This window comes from Pseudactinotalea sp. Z1748 (assembly GCF_049725185.1).
Lineage (GTDB): Bacteria > Actinomycetota > Actinomycetes > Actinomycetales > Beutenbergiaceae > CALKWS01.
The window spans coordinates 153,891-169,369 of the sequence record NZ_JBMPQB010000001.1 but is presented as its reverse complement, the minus strand read 5'-3'; the positions used below and the strand labels follow the sequence as shown (position 1 = coordinate 169,369).

Genomic DNA, 15,479 nt, shown 5'->3' with positions numbered 1-15,479 from the left:
TTGCCTTACTCGGTCAGGGCCACGACGGCGACACCGAACCGGGGGCCGTCGGGGCTGTAGTCGAAATCGTCGCTCAGGTCGACGAAGCGGTCGAAGGTACCGCGGATACAGTTCTCGCCCCCGCCGCAGTGGGGCGCGTTGTAACGGATGCCCGGGAAGCGGTACCCGGTGAGGGTGAAGGCGGCGTAGCCGATGATGTGGAACTCGGCTCTGTTACCGGTGTCTCTGGCGTCGTCGAAGAGGGGCACCAGTACGGGTTCGCCGAGCCATCGTTGGAAGGTCGCCTCGTTACAGGGGGCGTCGGTGCCCGTGTCGATCCTGACCCACTGGTCGATCGCGGTGGTGATGCTGCCGCAGCCGCCGTCCCCGGGTCGCAACCATCCGAAACCCCCGGGGACCACGTTCCCGGAGTTCGGGGTGCAGTCGGTGTCGGAGGCCTTGCTGAACAGGATCGTCTGCTCCTCGGTGGACTCGGGCAGGTCTACCCCGATCAATTCGCCGTCCTCCCAGATCTCGGTGCTGCCGGTCTGCGCGGCGAGCTCGCACACGTAGATCGCCAGCGGCAGGATCGTCAAGCCACCGGTGGGATAGCCCCATCGCGCCCCCGCGCGGGCCTCCAAGTCGGTTTCGTGGATACCGATGATGGGAGCGAACCAGTGCTCGCGCACCGTCGTGGTCTGCACCAGCACCGATCCGGCCGCCTCGTCCAGTTCCAGAACGTCGCCGGCGGCATCGCCATTGTTCTTGTTCGCTGCCGCCATGTCGTGGGCGGTGGCATCGGCGGGTTCGCAGTCGCCGCCGGCACAGTCCTGGGCGATCGCGAGTGCGGCGGCGTCGGCGCCGGTCTGCAACTGCTGGCGGTCGGTGTGCATGGCGGCCACGTCGATGGCAAGGGCCGCGAAGATGAGCAGCGGGACCATCAGCAGCGCCACGAAGACGGCGGTGGCGCCGCGGTCGTTGTTCCTCAGCCGTTGCATCGCATGGTCCCCTTACCGGTGAGGGTGATCGGCCCGCCGATATCGCCGAGAAGCAGAAGGTCCACCGGGTAGCGAATGATCACCGTGGCGGTGCGGCCCGAACTACCAGGTCCCTCGCAGGTCGGGTCGATGGTGATGTGGCTGTGGTCCAGGGCGGCCGAGGGCGACGCCGAGGTGATAGCGGCGGCCCGGGCGTTGGCGGCGGCGTCGTTCTGATCGAGCGCCACGATGCGCACCGCGTCCCGGGCGGCGCTGGAGAGGGCCGACTGCACGTGGTACGCCTGCCCGAAGGCCATGATCCCCAGCACGAGGGCGAACAGCAGGGGGACGACGAGCGCGAACTCGACCGCGGACGCACCGCGATCACGCTGTCCCCCGAAACGCACGTTCAGTCCCTTCCTGACGTCAGTATGCGCCGGCACTTGCCGGCGGTGTGTGCAGCGGGTGCCCGCCGGTGGAACGCGCAGATCCCACCGGCGGCACCTGATGTCACTCCGTGGGGTTGACGTTCTCGTCGAGGGTATCCCCCACGTTCTCGAAGATTCCCGTGAGGGTATCTCCGAGGAAAAGCACCGCCGCGATGATCACGACGGCGATGAGACCCACGAGCAGGCCGTACTCGACGGCGGTGGCGCCCCGGTCCTTGCGGCCGGTGAAGCGGTCGCCCACGGCGGTGAAGATGGTTGCAACATATGCAGCGAGTTGGTTCATGAAACTTTCTCTCTTCTAGCAGTTACGGCCGATCCGGCCCTTGGTCAAGCCCCCGGTACCTGCTGGAAGCGGGTGCCGGTAGTCACTCTCACAGATGTTTGCAGGCCACGCAAGACTACGTGTCCAGTAATTTTCGTGAAATGGCGCACATCCTTCTTACAGCTACGCTTCCCTGGGATTTGACGCGTTCTCAGTGGCTTGTGAGCCGAAGCACAATACCTAGGACTTAGGTCCTACCCGGCATGCCAGTGCCTAACTGGTAAGATTGCACTCCAGGCATAACGGCGTGGTGCGCATACATCCGGGCAGGCGTTTGAGTGCCGGGCGGTCTGCGTTACCATGACGTTCACACCGGGGGCGTTCATGGGAGGGGCACGATGGAAGAAGAACTGAGTCTGCGCGAGATCAAGAAGCGCATGACGCGCGAGGCGATCGCTGCGGCCGCGCTGAAGTTGACGGTGGAGAAGGGTCTCGCCAACGTGACCCTCGACGAGATCGCCCGGGAGGCTTTCGTTTCTCCCCGGACGGTCTCCAACTACTTCTCCGCCAAGGAGGAGGCGGTGCTGGCCGCCGGCAACCACGGCCTGAGCGAACTCATCGAGGAGTTCGACAGCGAGGACTCCCAGACCCCGCCGCTGGCGGCGTTGTGGGACATCCTCAGTTCTTATGCCCGAGAGCACCCGGAGAACCTGCAGAAGGCGGCCCAGACGGCGGATCTCGAGCGGGACAACCCCTCGCTCCGGCCCTTCCGGGTGGCGCAGCAGGCCGAGTTGGAGGACGTGCTGCGGTCAAGGATCGCGGCCCGCACCGGAACTGACGCGGCCACGGATGTGTATCCGTGGCTGGTCTCATCCGCTGTCGGCGCCGCCCTCTCGGCCTCCCTGGCGATCTGGTCGCGCAGGGGGTTTCCCGAGGGAGAGCTCCCGCGCCTGCTCGATGAGGCGTTCATGATCGTGACTTCCGGCTACCCGGCCGTCGCGATCGCCGAACCGCGCGCAGCGGCAGCGGGCGCCACCTCTGCCTCGGGCGGGCAGACCGATCACAGCACGGGTATCGAAAATTCCACACCGATCGAAAACGGCACAGCGACCACGGTCGGCAGTCCTGCGCAATAGGTCCGAGCACGAGCGCCGGCGTCCGCACCTGCGTCACCCCGTGCCGGGATCTCCGACGTCGGCGCCTGCGGCGGTGGTGTTCTGCTCAGATCAGCCGCGCACCCTGATGCAACAGAATCCGGGCCGGGGCGCGAGTTCGGGGGTGAGGTGGGCACCGAGCCCGTCGACCACACCGCCGATCAGGTCGAGGTTCATCCCGCAGACCAGTTCGGCGTGCTGGGTGGCGAGGCGGTCGAAGGGGCAGTTGGCCAGGCGGATCTTGCGCGTGGACGCGCGCGGTTCGTAGCCGTGCCGGGCGAGTACGCGCGATGCCCGCTCGAGGTCGTCACCGCCCGTGGCGCCCTCGTCGGCCATCTGCCGCCCGGTCTCCAGGCCACCTCACGTACAGCCTCCGCCACGGGCATCCCGTCGCGCATCGACCGGTGCACCGCTGCGGCGAGGATCTCGATGATGGCCGTCGGCGTCGTGGAGATCGCGGCCGGCGGACGAACACCTGCGATAGGGGCCGCGGCGAGCGAGCCGAGGTCCGTCGTCGTCCTCGGTGGTGGGCTGGCGGGGCTCGAGGCCGTCGAAGGACGGGCGAGTCCCGGCTCCCGAACGCGCGTTTCTGCAGGTCCGGGAGCCGGGGCTCCGTCGGCGGTAGCGGTGGGCTATGAACCCCACGTTGCGGCAACATGCGTTCGAATATGCAAAGCGGCCCTGACCTGCATGAACACCCGGCGAGCATTGCTTCTTGGGACCAGAATGCACCGAGAATTGGCAGTTTCTGATGGGTAACTGATGGGTTACCGCCGCTGCCGCCGGATGAACCTTGACGCGCATGACCGGGAACAGAACCGCCGCCGCCGAGCCCCTTGTAGCGGGCAGAACTGCGCGCCACACTCCTCGCAGGTAACTACGGTGCCCAGCCGGCGTGAGCGGTTACTCTCAACCCGCGCTGCTTCATTGCCTCCAGCCCGGCGGGAAAATGGACGGTGCCGGCCTACAGTCGCGCCTCGGTTGCGCGGGCCGGGTCACGCCGCGCCACAAACAAGGGCTTCGCTTCGAAGGTTCGACGAGCGTTCTCCGTGATCGCGGCGGGCGCTACCTCGCAGCTGGGGCTGCTGGATCGCCCGGCCGGGATGACCCCGGGGCGGCCCGCGATCGATGGCGTGGACGACCGGTCCCCTGAGGCGGACGTTGATGGTGAGCGGTCGGAGGTGGAGGGCCGCATCACGGCCGACGCGGTCGGCGCTGACCTATCAGCCCTATCTGCACCCGGAAACGACGACGGGCGCGGCGGTGGTGGTGGGGCTACCAGCGCCGTGGGACGTCGGCGATCTCTATGTCATGCATGCAGGCGGGGAAAAACAGGAGCGCGCCCGGATCGGTCCTCTCTGACCCGGTTACCGGGGACCCGGTGGGCGACCTGCGCCCGGGGGTGGAGATAGGCCTACCCGATGGCCGCACCGCGATTCTCGGGAGCGCCCGTCCGGTGAAGGGCGACCTTGGGGATCCCCGTACGGGCGGGCGGCCACGGTGGCAACTTTTCGGCATGGCGCTGAGCAAGGGCGACAGGTCTGAGGAGGGCTACCCCCCACCCCGGCCCTGCCCGCGGTGGGGGTAGAGCATGGGACCCCGCTGGGGTGATGCCTTCTCGTCACCCGGCCCAACCGGGCAGTTCGAATATCTCCTCGTTTTCGGGTTCATGGGGCCCGTCGATGACCGCGCCGACCCCGCTCAGAGTCCAATGGAAATCCGGGCTTTCTGGACCCGGGTTCCATTCGTAGCGGTGGGCACGCTCGCCGGCAATGACCGTGCCGTCCACCGGGTCGGCCAGCACAATGCTCCCCGTCTCCTCGTCCGTGACGATGGTGTACGAGGTCACCGAGATCAGGTCACACCACGTGCCTTCGCTGCCCAGGGTGATCGAGGGCCCGCCTCCTGCCCGGCGGATCCGCATGAGCCGCGCCGGGGCACCTTCTCGCACGTGGATCAGGTCGGTGGTTGTCGATCGGTCACGGGCGACGCGGTAGACCCCGGGGGCGGCCGTGGCCAGGTCGAGTTTCTCGATGCTCATGGTCCGCACATCTCACCATGTGCCGCGCCCTAACTTCGGTGCCTGCGGGGGTGGATGCGTGGCGGGTTGGGGGTCGGCTCGGTAGTCATGCCTTTCGTATGTGCGGACCGGGGGCTCCACGTTTTGGGGCGAGAGCATGATCCGGTGCCACGGCGCGCGGCGGGTCCTGAGCGGGCGGTCTACTGGGATTAGCCGTCAAGTCGGGACAGTAGTTCCTCGCCTATGAGTGACGCGGCAGATTCGATGGTGTACCCGGCGCGCCATTCGTTGATGAGCGGGTCCAGGTCGGTGCGGAATGCTGGGTCGTCCCGCTTCCGGCTGAGGTTGTCTTTGGCGCGTTCCGCGGTCATCCCACCGGGCCGGTAGGGCTCGAACGCGCTGAGGATCTCCGAGGGTTCGAGTCTTAGGTGGTCTAGCGCCAGCCAAAGGTCGAAGAGGTCGCGACCTTTCGAGCGCTGATACAGGGCGTGGACCTTCGTGGCCACCAACTCTTCAGGCTGGAACGTGGGCACGCGAGCGTGCCCCGACCACCATAGGGAGTCCACCCTGTGCTCGACCCGGGTCGGCGGCATCGCCGGGGAGCGTTCATGGGTGTTGACCTCGACCTTGATCCGTATCGGCACTCCGGTGTCGCTGGTGGTGCGCCAGTAGACCTTCGGGTGTCGCCCAACGCGGGTGCGGACCTCGAATCCAAGGTCGTTGCCAAGGCTGGTCAGGGCCCGCGTTAGCGGTCCGATGCCGGAGGCGGATCGGCGCACATAGTCGAGGTCCTCGCTGTACCGCAATGGCCGGTCCAGGTGGAGTTTGTGCAGTGCGGTACCGCCGCGGAACACCAGTTCCGAACCCAGGTAGGGGTCATCGGCGATTGCGCAGATCCCGCGGGACAGCAGCAGGTCTTGCTCCACCTGTTCCGGTGTTGTCCAGGGGTGGTCCAAGCCCCAAGCGGTGATCGCGTTGGCCGGGATCATACGTCGGGTTCTAAGTCGCGGTTGATGTAGAGCATCCAGTCGCTGTCAACGGGGCCGGACGTGACGCCGGTGGCACTGAGCCTTGATGGGGAGTGTGCGGCGCTGCGAGCGAAGTCGCTTAACTCGTGGAGGTCATCGCGCCCGGCGAAGTGATCGAGGATGAAGCCGACACGGCGTGCAGCAGCGGCAGGGAACCGGCCTGCCAAATGAACCAGTTCGGTGGTGTCGAATTGGTCATGTTCTGAAAGTTCGATGATGACGGTGGCGGCGTTGTTTGGTCCGCCGGCTCGTGGCATGTCGGCGGCGATGTCGAGCATTGTCGCGGCCACGGTTGAGATTCGGGCGGTGCCAGAGCGGGTTGGCTGCTCGATCACTGGTATGTGGTCGACGCTGCGCTGGGCGAAGTCGAACCTGGTGCGTCCGACTGTTCGGTTGCGCACGTGCCGGTTGACGGCTACCTGGAATACTTGGGGCGCTTGGTGGGCTGCCCCGTGGCGGCTCGCGGCGGTCAGCCAGCCGACGTAGTAGTTGATGTTCAGGTGGCCCATCATCGCGTCGACGATCTCGATCCCGGGAGGTGCTCCCCAGGTGCGAAACTCCGGAGGGACGGCGATCCATAGCCCTTGGATGGGAGTGACCCACTCTCCACGGCCGGCGGGTGCGTGCAGTCGCCGGCGAACCTGGTCGTGTGGCACACCGAGCAGTTGGGCTAGTTCTGGTGTGGTCCAGGTGGGCCGTCCGCGCGCGAGGGCCCAGTCGGCGGCCTCTGGCGCCCGGACTTCACCCGTTCCTACCTTCATATTGCCAATCGTCACACAATCCGTGACGTTTTGCAATCTGCAGATATTGCCTGGCTCGGTGCAGTTCGTTACAACCTATTGGGGCTGAAGGCTATAGCCGCACCGCCCGCCTGGGGCGCGGGCATAGTTTTCTGGCACCGCTGCCGCACATGCGGACGGCATGGACACCGCACAGGACATCCGCCCCGACGCCGTCGTAGATCCCGCTCCCCCACGCACCAGAGTGCGTCTTGGTGGTGTGGCGGCCTGGGTGCTCATGGCCATTGCGATCACGTGGTGGGTGCTGGATGAGTCCGGGTCGGGGTGGCCGGTGATTGGCTGCATCCTGGCCGGATTCGGGGTGTTGCACTTTGCCGGACGGCGGGAAGCCAACGGGGACGGTCAGCTCGAGCCTTTCGATTCCCATGCGCCCATTCCACCATGCGCAGCTTTAGAAGTCGCCAATCTCCTCAAGGAGCAGATCGACTTCGAGGCGACGCTGCTCGATCGTCTCTACGGCCTCACCGACGGCCGCCAGATCGTCGATGATCGGCAGTCGCCAGCCGGCGGCGGTTTCCTGAAGCGCTCCGATGGCGGGCGAGACGTAGGTGAACGCGATCGCGAGCAGCACCGCCGCTGTGACCAGCCACCCGATCGCGGAAAATGCCGTATCGGCGAGTCGTTCAGCCGGTGTGCGGGGGACCTGCTCCATGGCGGCTCACCTCCCGGGCAGCGTGGTGGACGGTCAGGAGGAACGCGTTGTTGATGGTCATACTTGGACTCCAAAGGTGGCGGTAGACGGATCGAGTCACTACGACCGTCGCAGCCGACGGACCAATGGCTTACGAGCAACACGCCGGCTCGGTCCCGGGGCGCGTAGCCGTGACGTCGCTGGGCGCGGTGCGCCATCATGTGCGGCATGGCACCTAAGGGCAGGAAGCGCACAATGGGTCCAGGTGCATCTGCTGCAGCCGCGCGTGGAAGCCGAAATTGAACGCCAACTGCTCGAGACCGGGCATGCGCAAGTCCCCCTCGGTGAGCCTCGTTTCCAACTCGATCTGCTCACGGTCCGCGCGGTGGTGCGGCAGATTTCGCAGCGTCATGGGCGGAGGTACCGGACCTACCGGGCGCCGGGTGATGCCCTCTTGGTCGCCGAGTGGACCTCGTGGCCGGAGAACCCGCGCGAGGAGGCTCTGGATCGGCAGGTGCGCCGGCAGGCAGTGGAGGCCTACTCGGCGAGCATGAGGGCGGCCCGGGCCCGCCGTTTGCAACGGGAGCAGGACGAAGACTGAGGCCGGCCGGGTGATGAAGGGATACGCTTCGCGGATCGTGCCGTCGTGTCCATCATGGAGCGCATCGGCCGGCACTCCGAAGCCGCCCACATCGAATCCGACCTGCACACCGCGCTGGCCCTGGGCACCCGCGACGTACTGGCCGCCCTGGCCGACTCAGGGCACCACCTGCCTGACGGCGGGGCCGCGCTCACCGCGGAGGTGACCGAGGCGCACACCCTCGGGTGGGCGAATCCTTGGCCCTGACCGCCGACGACCTGGACCTGAACGCCGACCTGCCCGTGATGCACGTGCGGGCGACAGTCGTGCCGGTCAGCGAAACCGGGCTCATCAGGCAGGTCGAACCCAAATCGTCGGCCTCCCGCCGGACGGTCCCGATGACCTCCGATGCTGTGGCCGCGGCGAGAACTGCGATGGGGTTGGGGCTCGACCGGGGGCCCCTTGGGTTGGTCTTCCCCAACACTCGTGGCGGGCTGCGCCAACCCGGCAATGTCCGCACCGACGTCGCCCACCTCCTCGACGGCACCGACCTGGAATGGGTAAGAACGCATACGATGCGCAAAACGGTGGCCACTAGGGTGGCAAGAGCACATGGCTCCACGGTGGCTGCCGCGGTGCTGGGGCAGTCCGGCACCGCCACTGCCGAGCGGCATTACATCGCCCGCATGGCCCAGGCTCCGGACGTCCGCGCGACGCTCGAAACGGGGCAAAGTTTCTGATGGGTAACTGATGGGCCCAACCCTCAAAACCAGCGTTTCCCCAGGTCAGAGGGCTGGGCCACACCTGTTCGCGGTAGCGGTGGGATTTGAACCCACGGTGGCTATGAACCACACGGCATTTCGAGTGCCGCACCTTCGGCCGCTCGGACACGCTACCTCGGCGGTTCAGCCTACCCGGATCGGCGGGCCTGCCTCAAACTCGCGTGCGCGGTATCACGCCAGGGTGGGCTGTCCCAGCGACAGCATCAGCCGGTTCGCCCAGTTGAAGAACGCCGTGGCGGCAACCAGATCGACGATCTCGGGATCGCCCAGGCCGGCGGCGCGCAGGGACTCCAGGTGCACGCCGCCGAAGTCGGCCGGGGTTCGGGTCAGGGCGGCGGCTGCCGCGGTGAGCACATTCCAGCGTGGTCCCAGGTCCGCGTCGGTGCCCTCATCCAGCAACCGCTGCACCGCGTCCGCGTCCTTGCCGTAGTGGGCCGCGAACCGGGCGTGCACGGAGGCGCAGAATACGCACCCGTTCACCCGGGAGGCCACGGTGGCGGCCAGTTCCCGCTCAGCGCGGGGCAGTCCGCCGTCGGTGTTGTAGAAGATGTCTTTGTCGGTTCGGGTTCGTGCACCCAGGGCCTCGGGGTCGCGGGCCAGCAGCATGAAGTACTCCGACTTGGCACGTGCGGCATCGACCAGGCCGTGGTGGTGCCGCTGGGTGAGGTCATCGGCAGTCAGCGGTTCCAGCCAAGGCAGCCAGCCGAGTTGGTCCCGGGTGAACGCGGTCGGTCCGGTGCCGCCGGGATGGGTGAGAACACGATCGCCGCCGCTGGTCCCGGCTGGGTCCGCAGAACCCACCTTCGCCCCCTCCGCCGCATCGGCAGCGCCCCGCGGGGGTGTGACACCCTCCGCCACGCCACCCCGGTCGGGCGCATCGGCGCCACCGAGGTAGGACAAGCCATGGACCAACCGAACCTGGTAGGCCAGGAACGCGATCAGTTGGGACAAGGTGACGATTCCGTCGGTGGACCATCCGGCATCGAGCAGCCGCTGCAGATCCTCCGGGCCGGCCTCACGCGGGCGGAAGGTGAGCAGGTGTGCATGCTCCAGTCCCGCGCGGACCCGGGCAGAGGTGGCCCGGGCTGAGGTGTCCGGAGCCGCATCGGTCTCGATCCGGTACACCGGCCCCGTGGTCGACTCCTGCACCAAGCCCGGCTCGGCGTAGCCGCCGTAGGGCCCGCGGGTGCGGGCGGCTTCCGCGCTGGTGAGCACCACCCCGGCCAGCCCGGGATCGAGGTGCTGCAACGAGCCGGTGTAGTGAGCCGCGAGCGCCTGCACCGCCGTGGGCGCCCCGAGCCGCAGGTGCAAGGTGACCGTGAAGGCCGCCACCGCGAACCGCTCCAGCACACTGATCCCGGTGGCATCGGTCGGATCGAACAGCACCTGGTAACTGCGCTGGGTATGTTCGCGAGCCTGCGCACGGACGGCCCGCACGCGATCCAATGCATCGCCGGGGGTGATCCCGAGCACCCGATCCACCAGGTCCGCCCCGGGCCGGGCCGGTGCGCCCGCGGGCTCGGTCTGCTCTGCGTCTGCCTGAGTCATGTTCCCGTCCTTACCGTCTCGTCATGGTGCGTCGCGGCCGCGACCTGCCCCTGGCCGGGAATCGCCGCGATCAACTCTTGGGTGTAGGCCTGGCGCGGACTGGTGAACACCTCGCGCACCGGCCCGGACTCCACCACCTTGCCGTGCTGGAGCACGCTGACGGTGTGGGCCAGCCGGCGCACCACGGCCAGGTCGTGTGAGATGAACACATAGGTCACACCCAGGTCGCGCTGCAGGTCCGCCAGCAGCCTGAGGATCTGGGCCTGCACCGTCACGTCCAGCGCCGAGACCGGCTCGTCCAGCACCACCACCTCGGGCTCGAGCACCAGCGCGCGGGCGATCGCCACCCGCTGGCGCTGCCCTCCGGAGAGCTCGCCGGGGCGGCGGGCCAGCATCGCCTCGGGCAACGCCACCTGGTCCAGTTGCTCGCGCACCCGTGCCCGGCGCTGCCGGGGATCGCCGATCCCGAAGTTGCGCAGGGGCTCGGTCAGGATCGTCTCGATGTCCTGGCGCGGGTCCAGGGAGGAGAACGGGTTCTGGTACACCATCTGGGTGGTGGCGCGCATCTGCCGCCACGCCTTCCCGCGCAGCCCGTCCACCCGCTGCCCGGCCACGCTGATGGACCCGGATGTGGGTTGTTCGAAGCCCAGCAGCAACCGGGCCGTGGTGGTCTTACCGGACCCGGACTCCCCCACCAGTGCGTGCGTGCTGCCTTTGGTCACGGTGAAGGAGACCTGGTCGACCGCCCGGAAGGGTGGGCGCCGGCGCCCGAGCGTGAACTCCTTGACCAGGTCCTGCACCTGCACCACCTCCTGTCCGCCGGGTGGCTCGGGTGCGTCCTCGACGGCGAAGGCCGGGGCGTCCCGCAGCAGTTGCCGGGTGTAGGGGTGCTCGGGGTGCCTCAGCACCGAGCCGGTCGGCCCGGACTCCTGGACCGCACCCTCGGAGAGCACGACGACGTCGTCGGCCCGGTCCGCCGCGACCGCCAGGTCATGGGTCACCAGCAGGATCGCGGTGCCGGACTCCGCGCGCAGGTCATCGAGCAGGTCCAGCACCCGCCGTTGGACCGTCACGTCCAGGGCACTGGTGGCCTCGTCGGCCACGATCAGTTCCGGGTCCAGCGCGATCGCGCTGGCGATCAGCACGCGTTGCTTCATCCCGCCGGAGAGTTCGTGCGGGTACTGGCGGGCCCGCAGCTCCGGTTCGGGGATGCCCACCCGGTCCAGCAGTTCGGCCACCCGGGCCCGGATCGCCTTGCGGTCTCCCCACTTGTGAATGCGCAGCACCTCGGCCAGGTTGTCGCCCACCCGGCGCACCGGGTTCAGGGAGTTGTTCGGGTCCTGGGGCACATACCCGATCCGGGTACCCAGCGCTGCACGCAATTGCTTGGGTGACCAGCCGGTGATGTCGGCACCGGCGAAGTCCACCTGCCCGCCGGTGCGTTCTCCGGCCGGGGGCAGCAGGCCCAGCAGGGTCTGGATCGTGGTGGTCTTGCCGGAGCCGGATTCGCCCACCAGCGCCACGGCGCCGGCCGGGGCGACGTCGAAGGAGACCTCCCGCACGGCCGGTACCTGCCCGGCGCTGCCGTGATAGACCACGGACAGGTCACGCACACTCAGCAGCGGGGTACTCACTGGTGCCGTCCGATCAGTGCGGAGATGCGGTTGGCGGAGAGCACCACAGCGACCACCACCAGACCCGGGAGCGTGGTCAGCCACCAGGCGGTGGCCAGGTAGTCACGGCCCTCGGCCACCATCAGGCCCCACTCCGGGGTGGGGGGCGGGGCCCCGTAGCCGAGGAAGCCCAGGGTCGAGATGGCCAGGATCGCGGTGCCGAACTGCAGCGCGGCCAGGGCCAGCACCGCAGTGGTGGAGTTGGGGAGCACGTGCCGCCACAGCACCGAGAAGAACGTGGCCCCGGAGCCGAAGGCGGCCTCGACGTAGTCGCTGCGGCGCACCCGCACCACTTCGGAGCGGGCCAGTCGGGCGAACGCGGCGATGGAGGCCACCCCCACCGCCAGGGCCGCCTGCAGGGTGCCGAATCCGAGCAGGATGATCACGCTCAGGGACAACAGCAGGGACGGGATCGCCAGCAGCACATCCACCACCCGCATGATCACGTCGTCGACCACCCGGGGTGCCGATCCGGCCACGATCCCCAGGGTCGACCCGACGATCAGGCCCACGGTCACCGCCAGCAGCGCACCGGACAAGGAGTGGATCGCCCCGTGCACCACGCGGCTGAACACGTCCCGTCCGGTGGCGTCGGTGCCGAAGAGGTGCTCGGCGTTGGGCGGGGACAGCGCCACCGCCGCGTTCCCCGCGATCGGGTCCGCCGGGGCGAACAGACCGGGGAACGCCGCCCAGGCCACCACCAGCACGATCACCGCCCCGGGCAGGATGAATGCGCGCCTGCTGCCTCGTCGTCGTCGGTCCTTGCCAAGCCGTCTCGACCCGCGCGGGCCGGTGGTGGTGAGCGTCTTGGGCTGCGCACCCGCGCCCTGGGGGTCGGCCGGTGCGGGTGAGTCGAGGACCTGCAGATTACTCATCGTGCCGCAGCCACCTTTCCTCGCAGGCGTGGATCGACGCGCGGGTAGAGCAGATCCACACCCAGGTTGATCACCACGAACACCGCCGCGGCCAGCAGCACCACACCCTGCAGCACCGGGATGTCCTGGTTGCGCACCGCCTGTTCGGTGATCCGGCCCAGCCCGGAGCGGGCGAAGACCGTCTCGGTGACCACCGCGCCGGCGATCAGCTCACCGAAGAGCACCCCGGCCATGGTCATCGTGGGCAGCACCGCGTTGCGCAGCACGGCGTGCCACTGGGTCCACAACTCGGTGGCGCCCTTGGCGCGGGTGACGGTCACGAACGGTTGCAGGCTGACGGCGTCCATGGAGCGGATCAGGATCTGGGCCAACGGTGCCGAGATCGGTACCGCCAGCGTCAGCACCGGCAGCACCAGGCCCACCACCGGGCCCGGGTTGATGATCGGCACCCAGCCGAGCCGGAAGGAGAAGATCTGGATGAGCAGGATGCCCAGCCAGAACACCGGCACCGACACGAACAGACTCGGCGCGGCCCGCAGCAGGGAACGCAGCCAGGCGAACCTGCTCAGGCCGGCGGCGAAGGCGATCGAGAAGGCCAGGCTCGCCGCGACCACGAATCCCAACCCGGCTAGCATCAGGGTTCGGGGCACCACGTCGGCCAGGATGGCGCTGACGGCGGTGCCCGACTCGATGGAGTAGCCCAGGTCCCCCCGGAACACCCCGGACAGGGAGTGCCAGAACTGCAGGTGCAAGGGGGTGTCGGCACCGTAGGCGGTGCGCAGGTCGGCGATCTGGGCCGGGGACAACCCGAGTTCGGGGTTCTCGAACCGGATCATCAACGCGTCCCCCGGCATCGCCTGCAGCAGCAGGAACGCGGCGGTGAAGGCCACCAGCAGCACGGTGGCTGCCTGGCCGATCCGGGCGGCGAAGTACGGCACCCCTGTCCCTCTACTCATCCAGCCAGGTCTGGTACCAACTGGGCCGTGCCACCGACTCCCAGCCGAAGTCGCGCACGTGGGTGCCGGCACCGTAGACCTGGGGCTCTTCGAACAGCGGAATCACGTAGGCGTTCTCGGCCAGGTAGGTCTGGACCGCCTCGGTGTTGGCGATGCGCTGGTCCGGGTCCGCCTCCGAGGCGACCGCCTCGAGCAGGTCCTCGAGTTCGGCGTCGGCCACCGGCTCATCGCCGACCCGGTTCAGCAGCGTGTTGCGGTTCTCGCTGTGGTACTGGGACTTGATCACGTCCAAGTCCGCCCGGCCCACCATGGAGTGGAACAGTTGCACCTGGTCGGGGTCCAGGATCGCCTCGGCGTAGGTGCCGGCGTCGGCCCGCAGGATCTGCAGATCCACCCCGATGCGCTGCCACTGCTGGCTGACCAGGGTCAGCGCCTCGAAGGAGCGCGGCTGCGGCGCAGCCTCGTTGACCACCAGACGCAGCGGCTGGCCGTCCTTGACGCGGATGCCGTCCGGCCCCTCGCTCCAGCCGGCCTCCTCGAGGAGTTCGACGGCCCGCTCGGGGTCATAGGCCAGGTGCTCGGAGGTGTCCAGGTACCCTGAGGCCCCGGCGCTGAGGGTGGAGGTGGCCAGGGGGTAGTGGTCGGTATAGATCGTCTCGACCACCTCGGCCCGGTTCGTGCCGGCGATGAGGGCCTGGCGCACCCGGATATCGGACAGGGTCTCCTGGGTGAAACGGATGGAGAGGGAGTTGTTCACCCCGTTGGTCTGCGGGGCGTGGATCTCCAGGCCCGCAGCCTCCACCTGGGCCTCATCCTGGGCCTGGACGTAGCGGACCACATCGGCCTGCCCGGACAACAGCGAACCCACCCGCACACTGTCCTCGGGGGTGACCTCGATCTGCACCGCGTCCAGCAGTGCCGGGCCCTGATGGGGTAGCGAGGGTGGCGCCCAGTCGTAGTCCTCCCGGGCGCTCAGTGTCAGGGAGGTGCCCAGCGATTCATCGGTGATCACGAACGGCCCGGTGCCGATCACCGCGGCGGAGTTGCCCGGGGCGAAGTCCTCGAAGGCCCCTTCGAGGGTCTCGGCCGAGACCAGCCCGGAGTTGATCGTGGAGGTGGCCTGCAGGAAACCCGGTGCCGGGGCGTCGAAGTGGAACCGCACGGTGGTCTCGTCGATCACCTCGCTGCTCTCGTAGTTGTTGACCGCCTCGGAGACGATCAGGGCCCGCTCGGGGTCACCGTGGCCGTACAGGTCGAAGTTGGCCGCGACCACCTCGGCGGTCAGCGGGGTGCCGTCGGAGAAGGTGACGTCGTCACGGATGGTGAAGGTGTACTCGGTGGCGTCGTCGTTGATCTCCCAGTCGGTGGCGATCCACGGCTCGAACTCCAGCGTCTCGGGGTTCTGGTACACCAGTCGGTCGGTGATGTTGTTGACGATGCCGCCGTTGGGGTAGAAGCCGGCCGAGGGCGGGTACAGGGTGTCATGGGGTTGGTGCTCCAGGTACACCAGGGTGCCGCCACCCCGTTCTCCGTCCTCGCCCGCGCCACTCGCCGAACTGCCACACGCGGACAGCACCAGGGCGGATGTGAGGACCAGGGCTGCGCCGGCGGCGCGGGAACGGATCAGTGACATCATCTACCTCTCTGCGCGGACCGGGTGGTCCGCCGTGGTGACGAGCGTGCGCCAGCGAGGGCAGGGGTATCCACAGCACCCCGGTTGGTATCAGAATGTGGACGCCGTGCCAGAGGCGGTCGGCGCCAGAGG

Annotated in this window: 17 protein-coding genes and 1 tRNA gene; 4 read left to right on the top strand and 14 right to left on the bottom strand. The window is 68.2% G+C overall.

Translation table 11 applies throughout. The features are described from left to right. Positions 1 to 5: 5 nt before the first annotated feature. The 3 genes from ACO0LU_RS00855 to ACO0LU_RS00845 form a co-directional block, all read right to left on the bottom strand. Complete coding sequence (locus ACO0LU_RS00855; protein WP_424789542.1) at positions 6 to 977, bottom strand: TadE/TadG family type IV pilus assembly protein; 972 nt, start codon at positions 975 to 977, stop codon at positions 6 to 8. Next, positions 965 to 1,363: a TadE family protein gene (locus ACO0LU_RS00850; protein WP_424789541.1), complete on the bottom strand. Its 399-nt coding sequence runs from the start codon at positions 1,361 to 1,363 to the stop codon at positions 965 to 967. Before ACO0LU_RS00850 ends, ACO0LU_RS00855 begins: the two co-directional genes overlap by 13 nt. A 103-nt stretch (positions 1,364 to 1,466) precedes the next feature. Next, entirely contained in the window at positions 1,467 to 1,688 is a 222-nt protein-coding gene (locus ACO0LU_RS00845) for a Flp family type IVb pilin (RefSeq protein WP_424789540.1), read from the bottom strand. A gap of 377 nt (positions 1,689 to 2,065) precedes the next feature. On the opposite strand from ACO0LU_RS00845, the gene ACO0LU_RS00840 reads away from it, so the two are divergent. Further along, a complete protein-coding gene (locus tag ACO0LU_RS00840; RefSeq protein WP_424789539.1) occupies positions 2,066 to 2,803 on the top strand; it encodes a TetR/AcrR family transcriptional regulator in 738 nt (245 codons plus the stop codon). 90 nt (positions 2,804 to 2,893) lie between these two features. Here the strand turns inward: ACO0LU_RS00840 and ACO0LU_RS00835 are convergent, their stop codons facing one another. From ACO0LU_RS00835 to ACO0LU_RS00815, 5 genes are all read right to left on the bottom strand, one after another. Next, positions 2,894 to 3,157 carry a hypothetical protein gene (locus tag ACO0LU_RS00835; RefSeq protein ID WP_424789538.1) on the bottom strand — a complete coding sequence of 88 codons (264 nt, stop codon included), beginning with the start codon at positions 3,155 to 3,157 and terminating at the stop codon, positions 2,894 to 2,896. Positions 3,158 to 4,442: 1,285 nt separating this feature from the next. Next, complete coding sequence (locus tag ACO0LU_RS00830) at positions 4,443 to 4,862, bottom strand: hypothetical protein (protein ID WP_424789537.1); 420 nt, start codon at positions 4,860 to 4,862, stop codon at positions 4,443 to 4,445. A gap of 188 nt (positions 4,863 to 5,050) precedes the next feature. Beyond that, positions 5,051 to 5,830 (bottom strand): nucleotidyl transferase AbiEii/AbiGii toxin family protein, encoded by a 780-nt coding sequence (locus ACO0LU_RS00825; protein WP_424789536.1) that lies wholly within the window; start codon positions 5,828 to 5,830, stop codon positions 5,051 to 5,053. Further along, entirely contained in the window at positions 5,827 to 6,630 is an 804-nt protein-coding gene (locus tag ACO0LU_RS00820) for a type IV toxin-antitoxin system AbiEi family antitoxin domain-containing protein (protein WP_424789535.1), read from the bottom strand. Before ACO0LU_RS00820 ends, ACO0LU_RS00825 begins: the two co-directional genes overlap by 4 nt. Before the next feature lie 430 nt (positions 6,631 to 7,060). After that, complete coding sequence (locus tag ACO0LU_RS00815; protein WP_424789534.1) at positions 7,061 to 7,321, bottom strand: hypothetical protein; 261 nt, start codon at positions 7,319 to 7,321, stop codon at positions 7,061 to 7,063. 244 nt (positions 7,322 to 7,565) lie between these two features. Here ACO0LU_RS00815 and ACO0LU_RS00810 point away from each other — a divergent pair, with 244 nt between their 5' ends. From ACO0LU_RS00810 to ACO0LU_RS00800, 3 genes are read left to right on the top strand one after another with little or no spacing between them, the layout of a single operon-like run. Then, a complete protein-coding gene (locus tag ACO0LU_RS00810; protein WP_424789533.1) occupies positions 7,566 to 7,901 on the top strand; it encodes a hypothetical protein in 336 nt (111 codons plus the stop codon). 45 nt (positions 7,902 to 7,946) lie between these two features. Further along, positions 7,947 to 8,147 carry a hypothetical protein gene (locus ACO0LU_RS00805; RefSeq protein WP_424789532.1) on the top strand — a complete coding sequence of 67 codons (201 nt, stop codon included), beginning with the start codon at positions 7,947 to 7,949 and terminating at the stop codon, positions 8,145 to 8,147. After that, the gene (locus ACO0LU_RS00800) at positions 8,138 to 8,620 is read left to right on the top strand and encodes a tyrosine-type recombinase/integrase (RefSeq protein WP_424789531.1); all 483 of its coding nucleotides are present in this window, start codon (positions 8,138 to 8,140) and stop codon (positions 8,618 to 8,620) included. The genes ACO0LU_RS00805 and ACO0LU_RS00800 overlap by 10 nt, the downstream gene beginning before the upstream one ends. A gap of 71 nt (positions 8,621 to 8,691) precedes the next feature. On the opposite strand, the gene ACO0LU_RS00795 is transcribed toward ACO0LU_RS00800, so the two are convergent. The 6 genes from ACO0LU_RS00795 to ACO0LU_RS00770 form a co-directional block, all read right to left on the bottom strand. After that, positions 8,692 to 8,777, bottom strand: a tRNA-Ser gene (locus ACO0LU_RS00795). 56 nt (positions 8,778 to 8,833) lie between these two features. After that, entirely contained in the window at positions 8,834 to 10,210 is a 1,377-nt protein-coding gene (locus tag ACO0LU_RS00790; protein WP_424789530.1) for an alkylhydroperoxidase domain protein, read from the bottom strand. After that, positions 10,207 to 11,844 carry a dipeptide ABC transporter ATP-binding protein gene (locus tag ACO0LU_RS00785; protein WP_424789529.1) on the bottom strand — a complete coding sequence of 546 codons (1,638 nt, stop codon included), beginning with the start codon at positions 11,842 to 11,844 and terminating at the stop codon, positions 10,207 to 10,209. Before ACO0LU_RS00785 ends, ACO0LU_RS00790 begins: the two co-directional genes overlap by 4 nt. Further along, positions 11,841 to 12,758: an ABC transporter permease gene (locus ACO0LU_RS00780; protein ID WP_424789528.1), complete on the bottom strand. Its 918-nt coding sequence runs from the start codon at positions 12,756 to 12,758 to the stop codon at positions 11,841 to 11,843. Before ACO0LU_RS00780 ends, ACO0LU_RS00785 begins: the two co-directional genes overlap by 4 nt. Beyond that, positions 12,755 to 13,714, bottom strand: a complete 960-nt coding sequence (locus tag ACO0LU_RS00775; protein WP_424789527.1) for an ABC transporter permease — start codon at positions 13,712 to 13,714, stop codon at positions 12,755 to 12,757. The genes ACO0LU_RS00780 and ACO0LU_RS00775 overlap by 4 nt, the downstream gene beginning before the upstream one ends. After that, the gene (locus tag ACO0LU_RS00770; RefSeq protein WP_424789526.1) at positions 13,707 to 15,347 is read right to left on the bottom strand and encodes a TIGR04028 family ABC transporter substrate-binding protein; all 1,641 of its coding nucleotides are present in this window, start codon (positions 15,345 to 15,347) and stop codon (positions 13,707 to 13,709) included. Before ACO0LU_RS00770 ends, ACO0LU_RS00775 begins: the two co-directional genes overlap by 8 nt. Positions 15,348 to 15,479 lie beyond the last annotated feature (132 nt).

Excerpts from the sequence above, each read along its gene's own strand:
- ACO0LU_RS00855 (WP_424789542.1), bottom strand. The coding sequence starts at position 977 with ATGCAACGGCTGAGGAACAACGACCGCGGCGCCACCGCCGTCTTCGTG.
- ACO0LU_RS00845 (WP_424789540.1), bottom strand. The coding sequence starts at position 1,688 with ATGAACCAACTCGCTGCATATGTTGCAACCATCTTCACCGCCGTGGGC.
- ACO0LU_RS00840 (WP_424789539.1), top strand. The coding sequence starts at position 2,066 with ATGGAAGAAGAACTGAGTCTGCGCGAGATCAAGAAGCGCATGACGCGC.
- ACO0LU_RS00835 (WP_424789538.1), bottom strand. The coding sequence starts at position 3,157 with ATGGCCGACGAGGGCGCCACGGGCGGTGACGACCTCGAGCGGGCATCG.
- ACO0LU_RS00830 (WP_424789537.1), bottom strand. The coding sequence starts at position 4,862 with ATGAGCATCGAGAAACTCGACCTGGCCACGGCCGCCCCCGGGGTCTAC.
- ACO0LU_RS00825 (WP_424789536.1), bottom strand. The coding sequence starts at position 5,830 with ATGATCCCGGCCAACGCGATCACCGCTTGGGGCTTGGACCACCCCTGG.
- ACO0LU_RS00820 (WP_424789535.1), bottom strand. The coding sequence starts at position 6,630 with ATGAAGGTAGGAACGGGTGAAGTCCGGGCGCCAGAGGCCGCCGACTGG.
- ACO0LU_RS00815 (WP_424789534.1), bottom strand. The coding sequence starts at position 7,321 with ATGGAGCAGGTCCCCCGCACACCGGCTGAACGACTCGCCGATACGGCA.
- ACO0LU_RS00790 (WP_424789530.1), bottom strand. The coding sequence starts at position 10,210 with ATGACTCAGGCAGACGCAGAGCAGACCGAGCCCGCGGGCGCACCGGCC.
- ACO0LU_RS00780 (WP_424789528.1), bottom strand. The coding sequence starts at position 12,758 with ATGAGTAATCTGCAGGTCCTCGACTCACCCGCACCGGCCGACCCCCAG.
- ACO0LU_RS00775 (WP_424789527.1), bottom strand. The coding sequence starts at position 13,714 with ATGAGTAGAGGGACAGGGGTGCCGTACTTCGCCGCCCGGATCGGCCAG.
- ACO0LU_RS00770 (WP_424789526.1), bottom strand. The coding sequence starts at position 15,347 with ATGTCACTGATCCGTTCCCGCGCCGCCGGCGCAGCCCTGGTCCTCACA.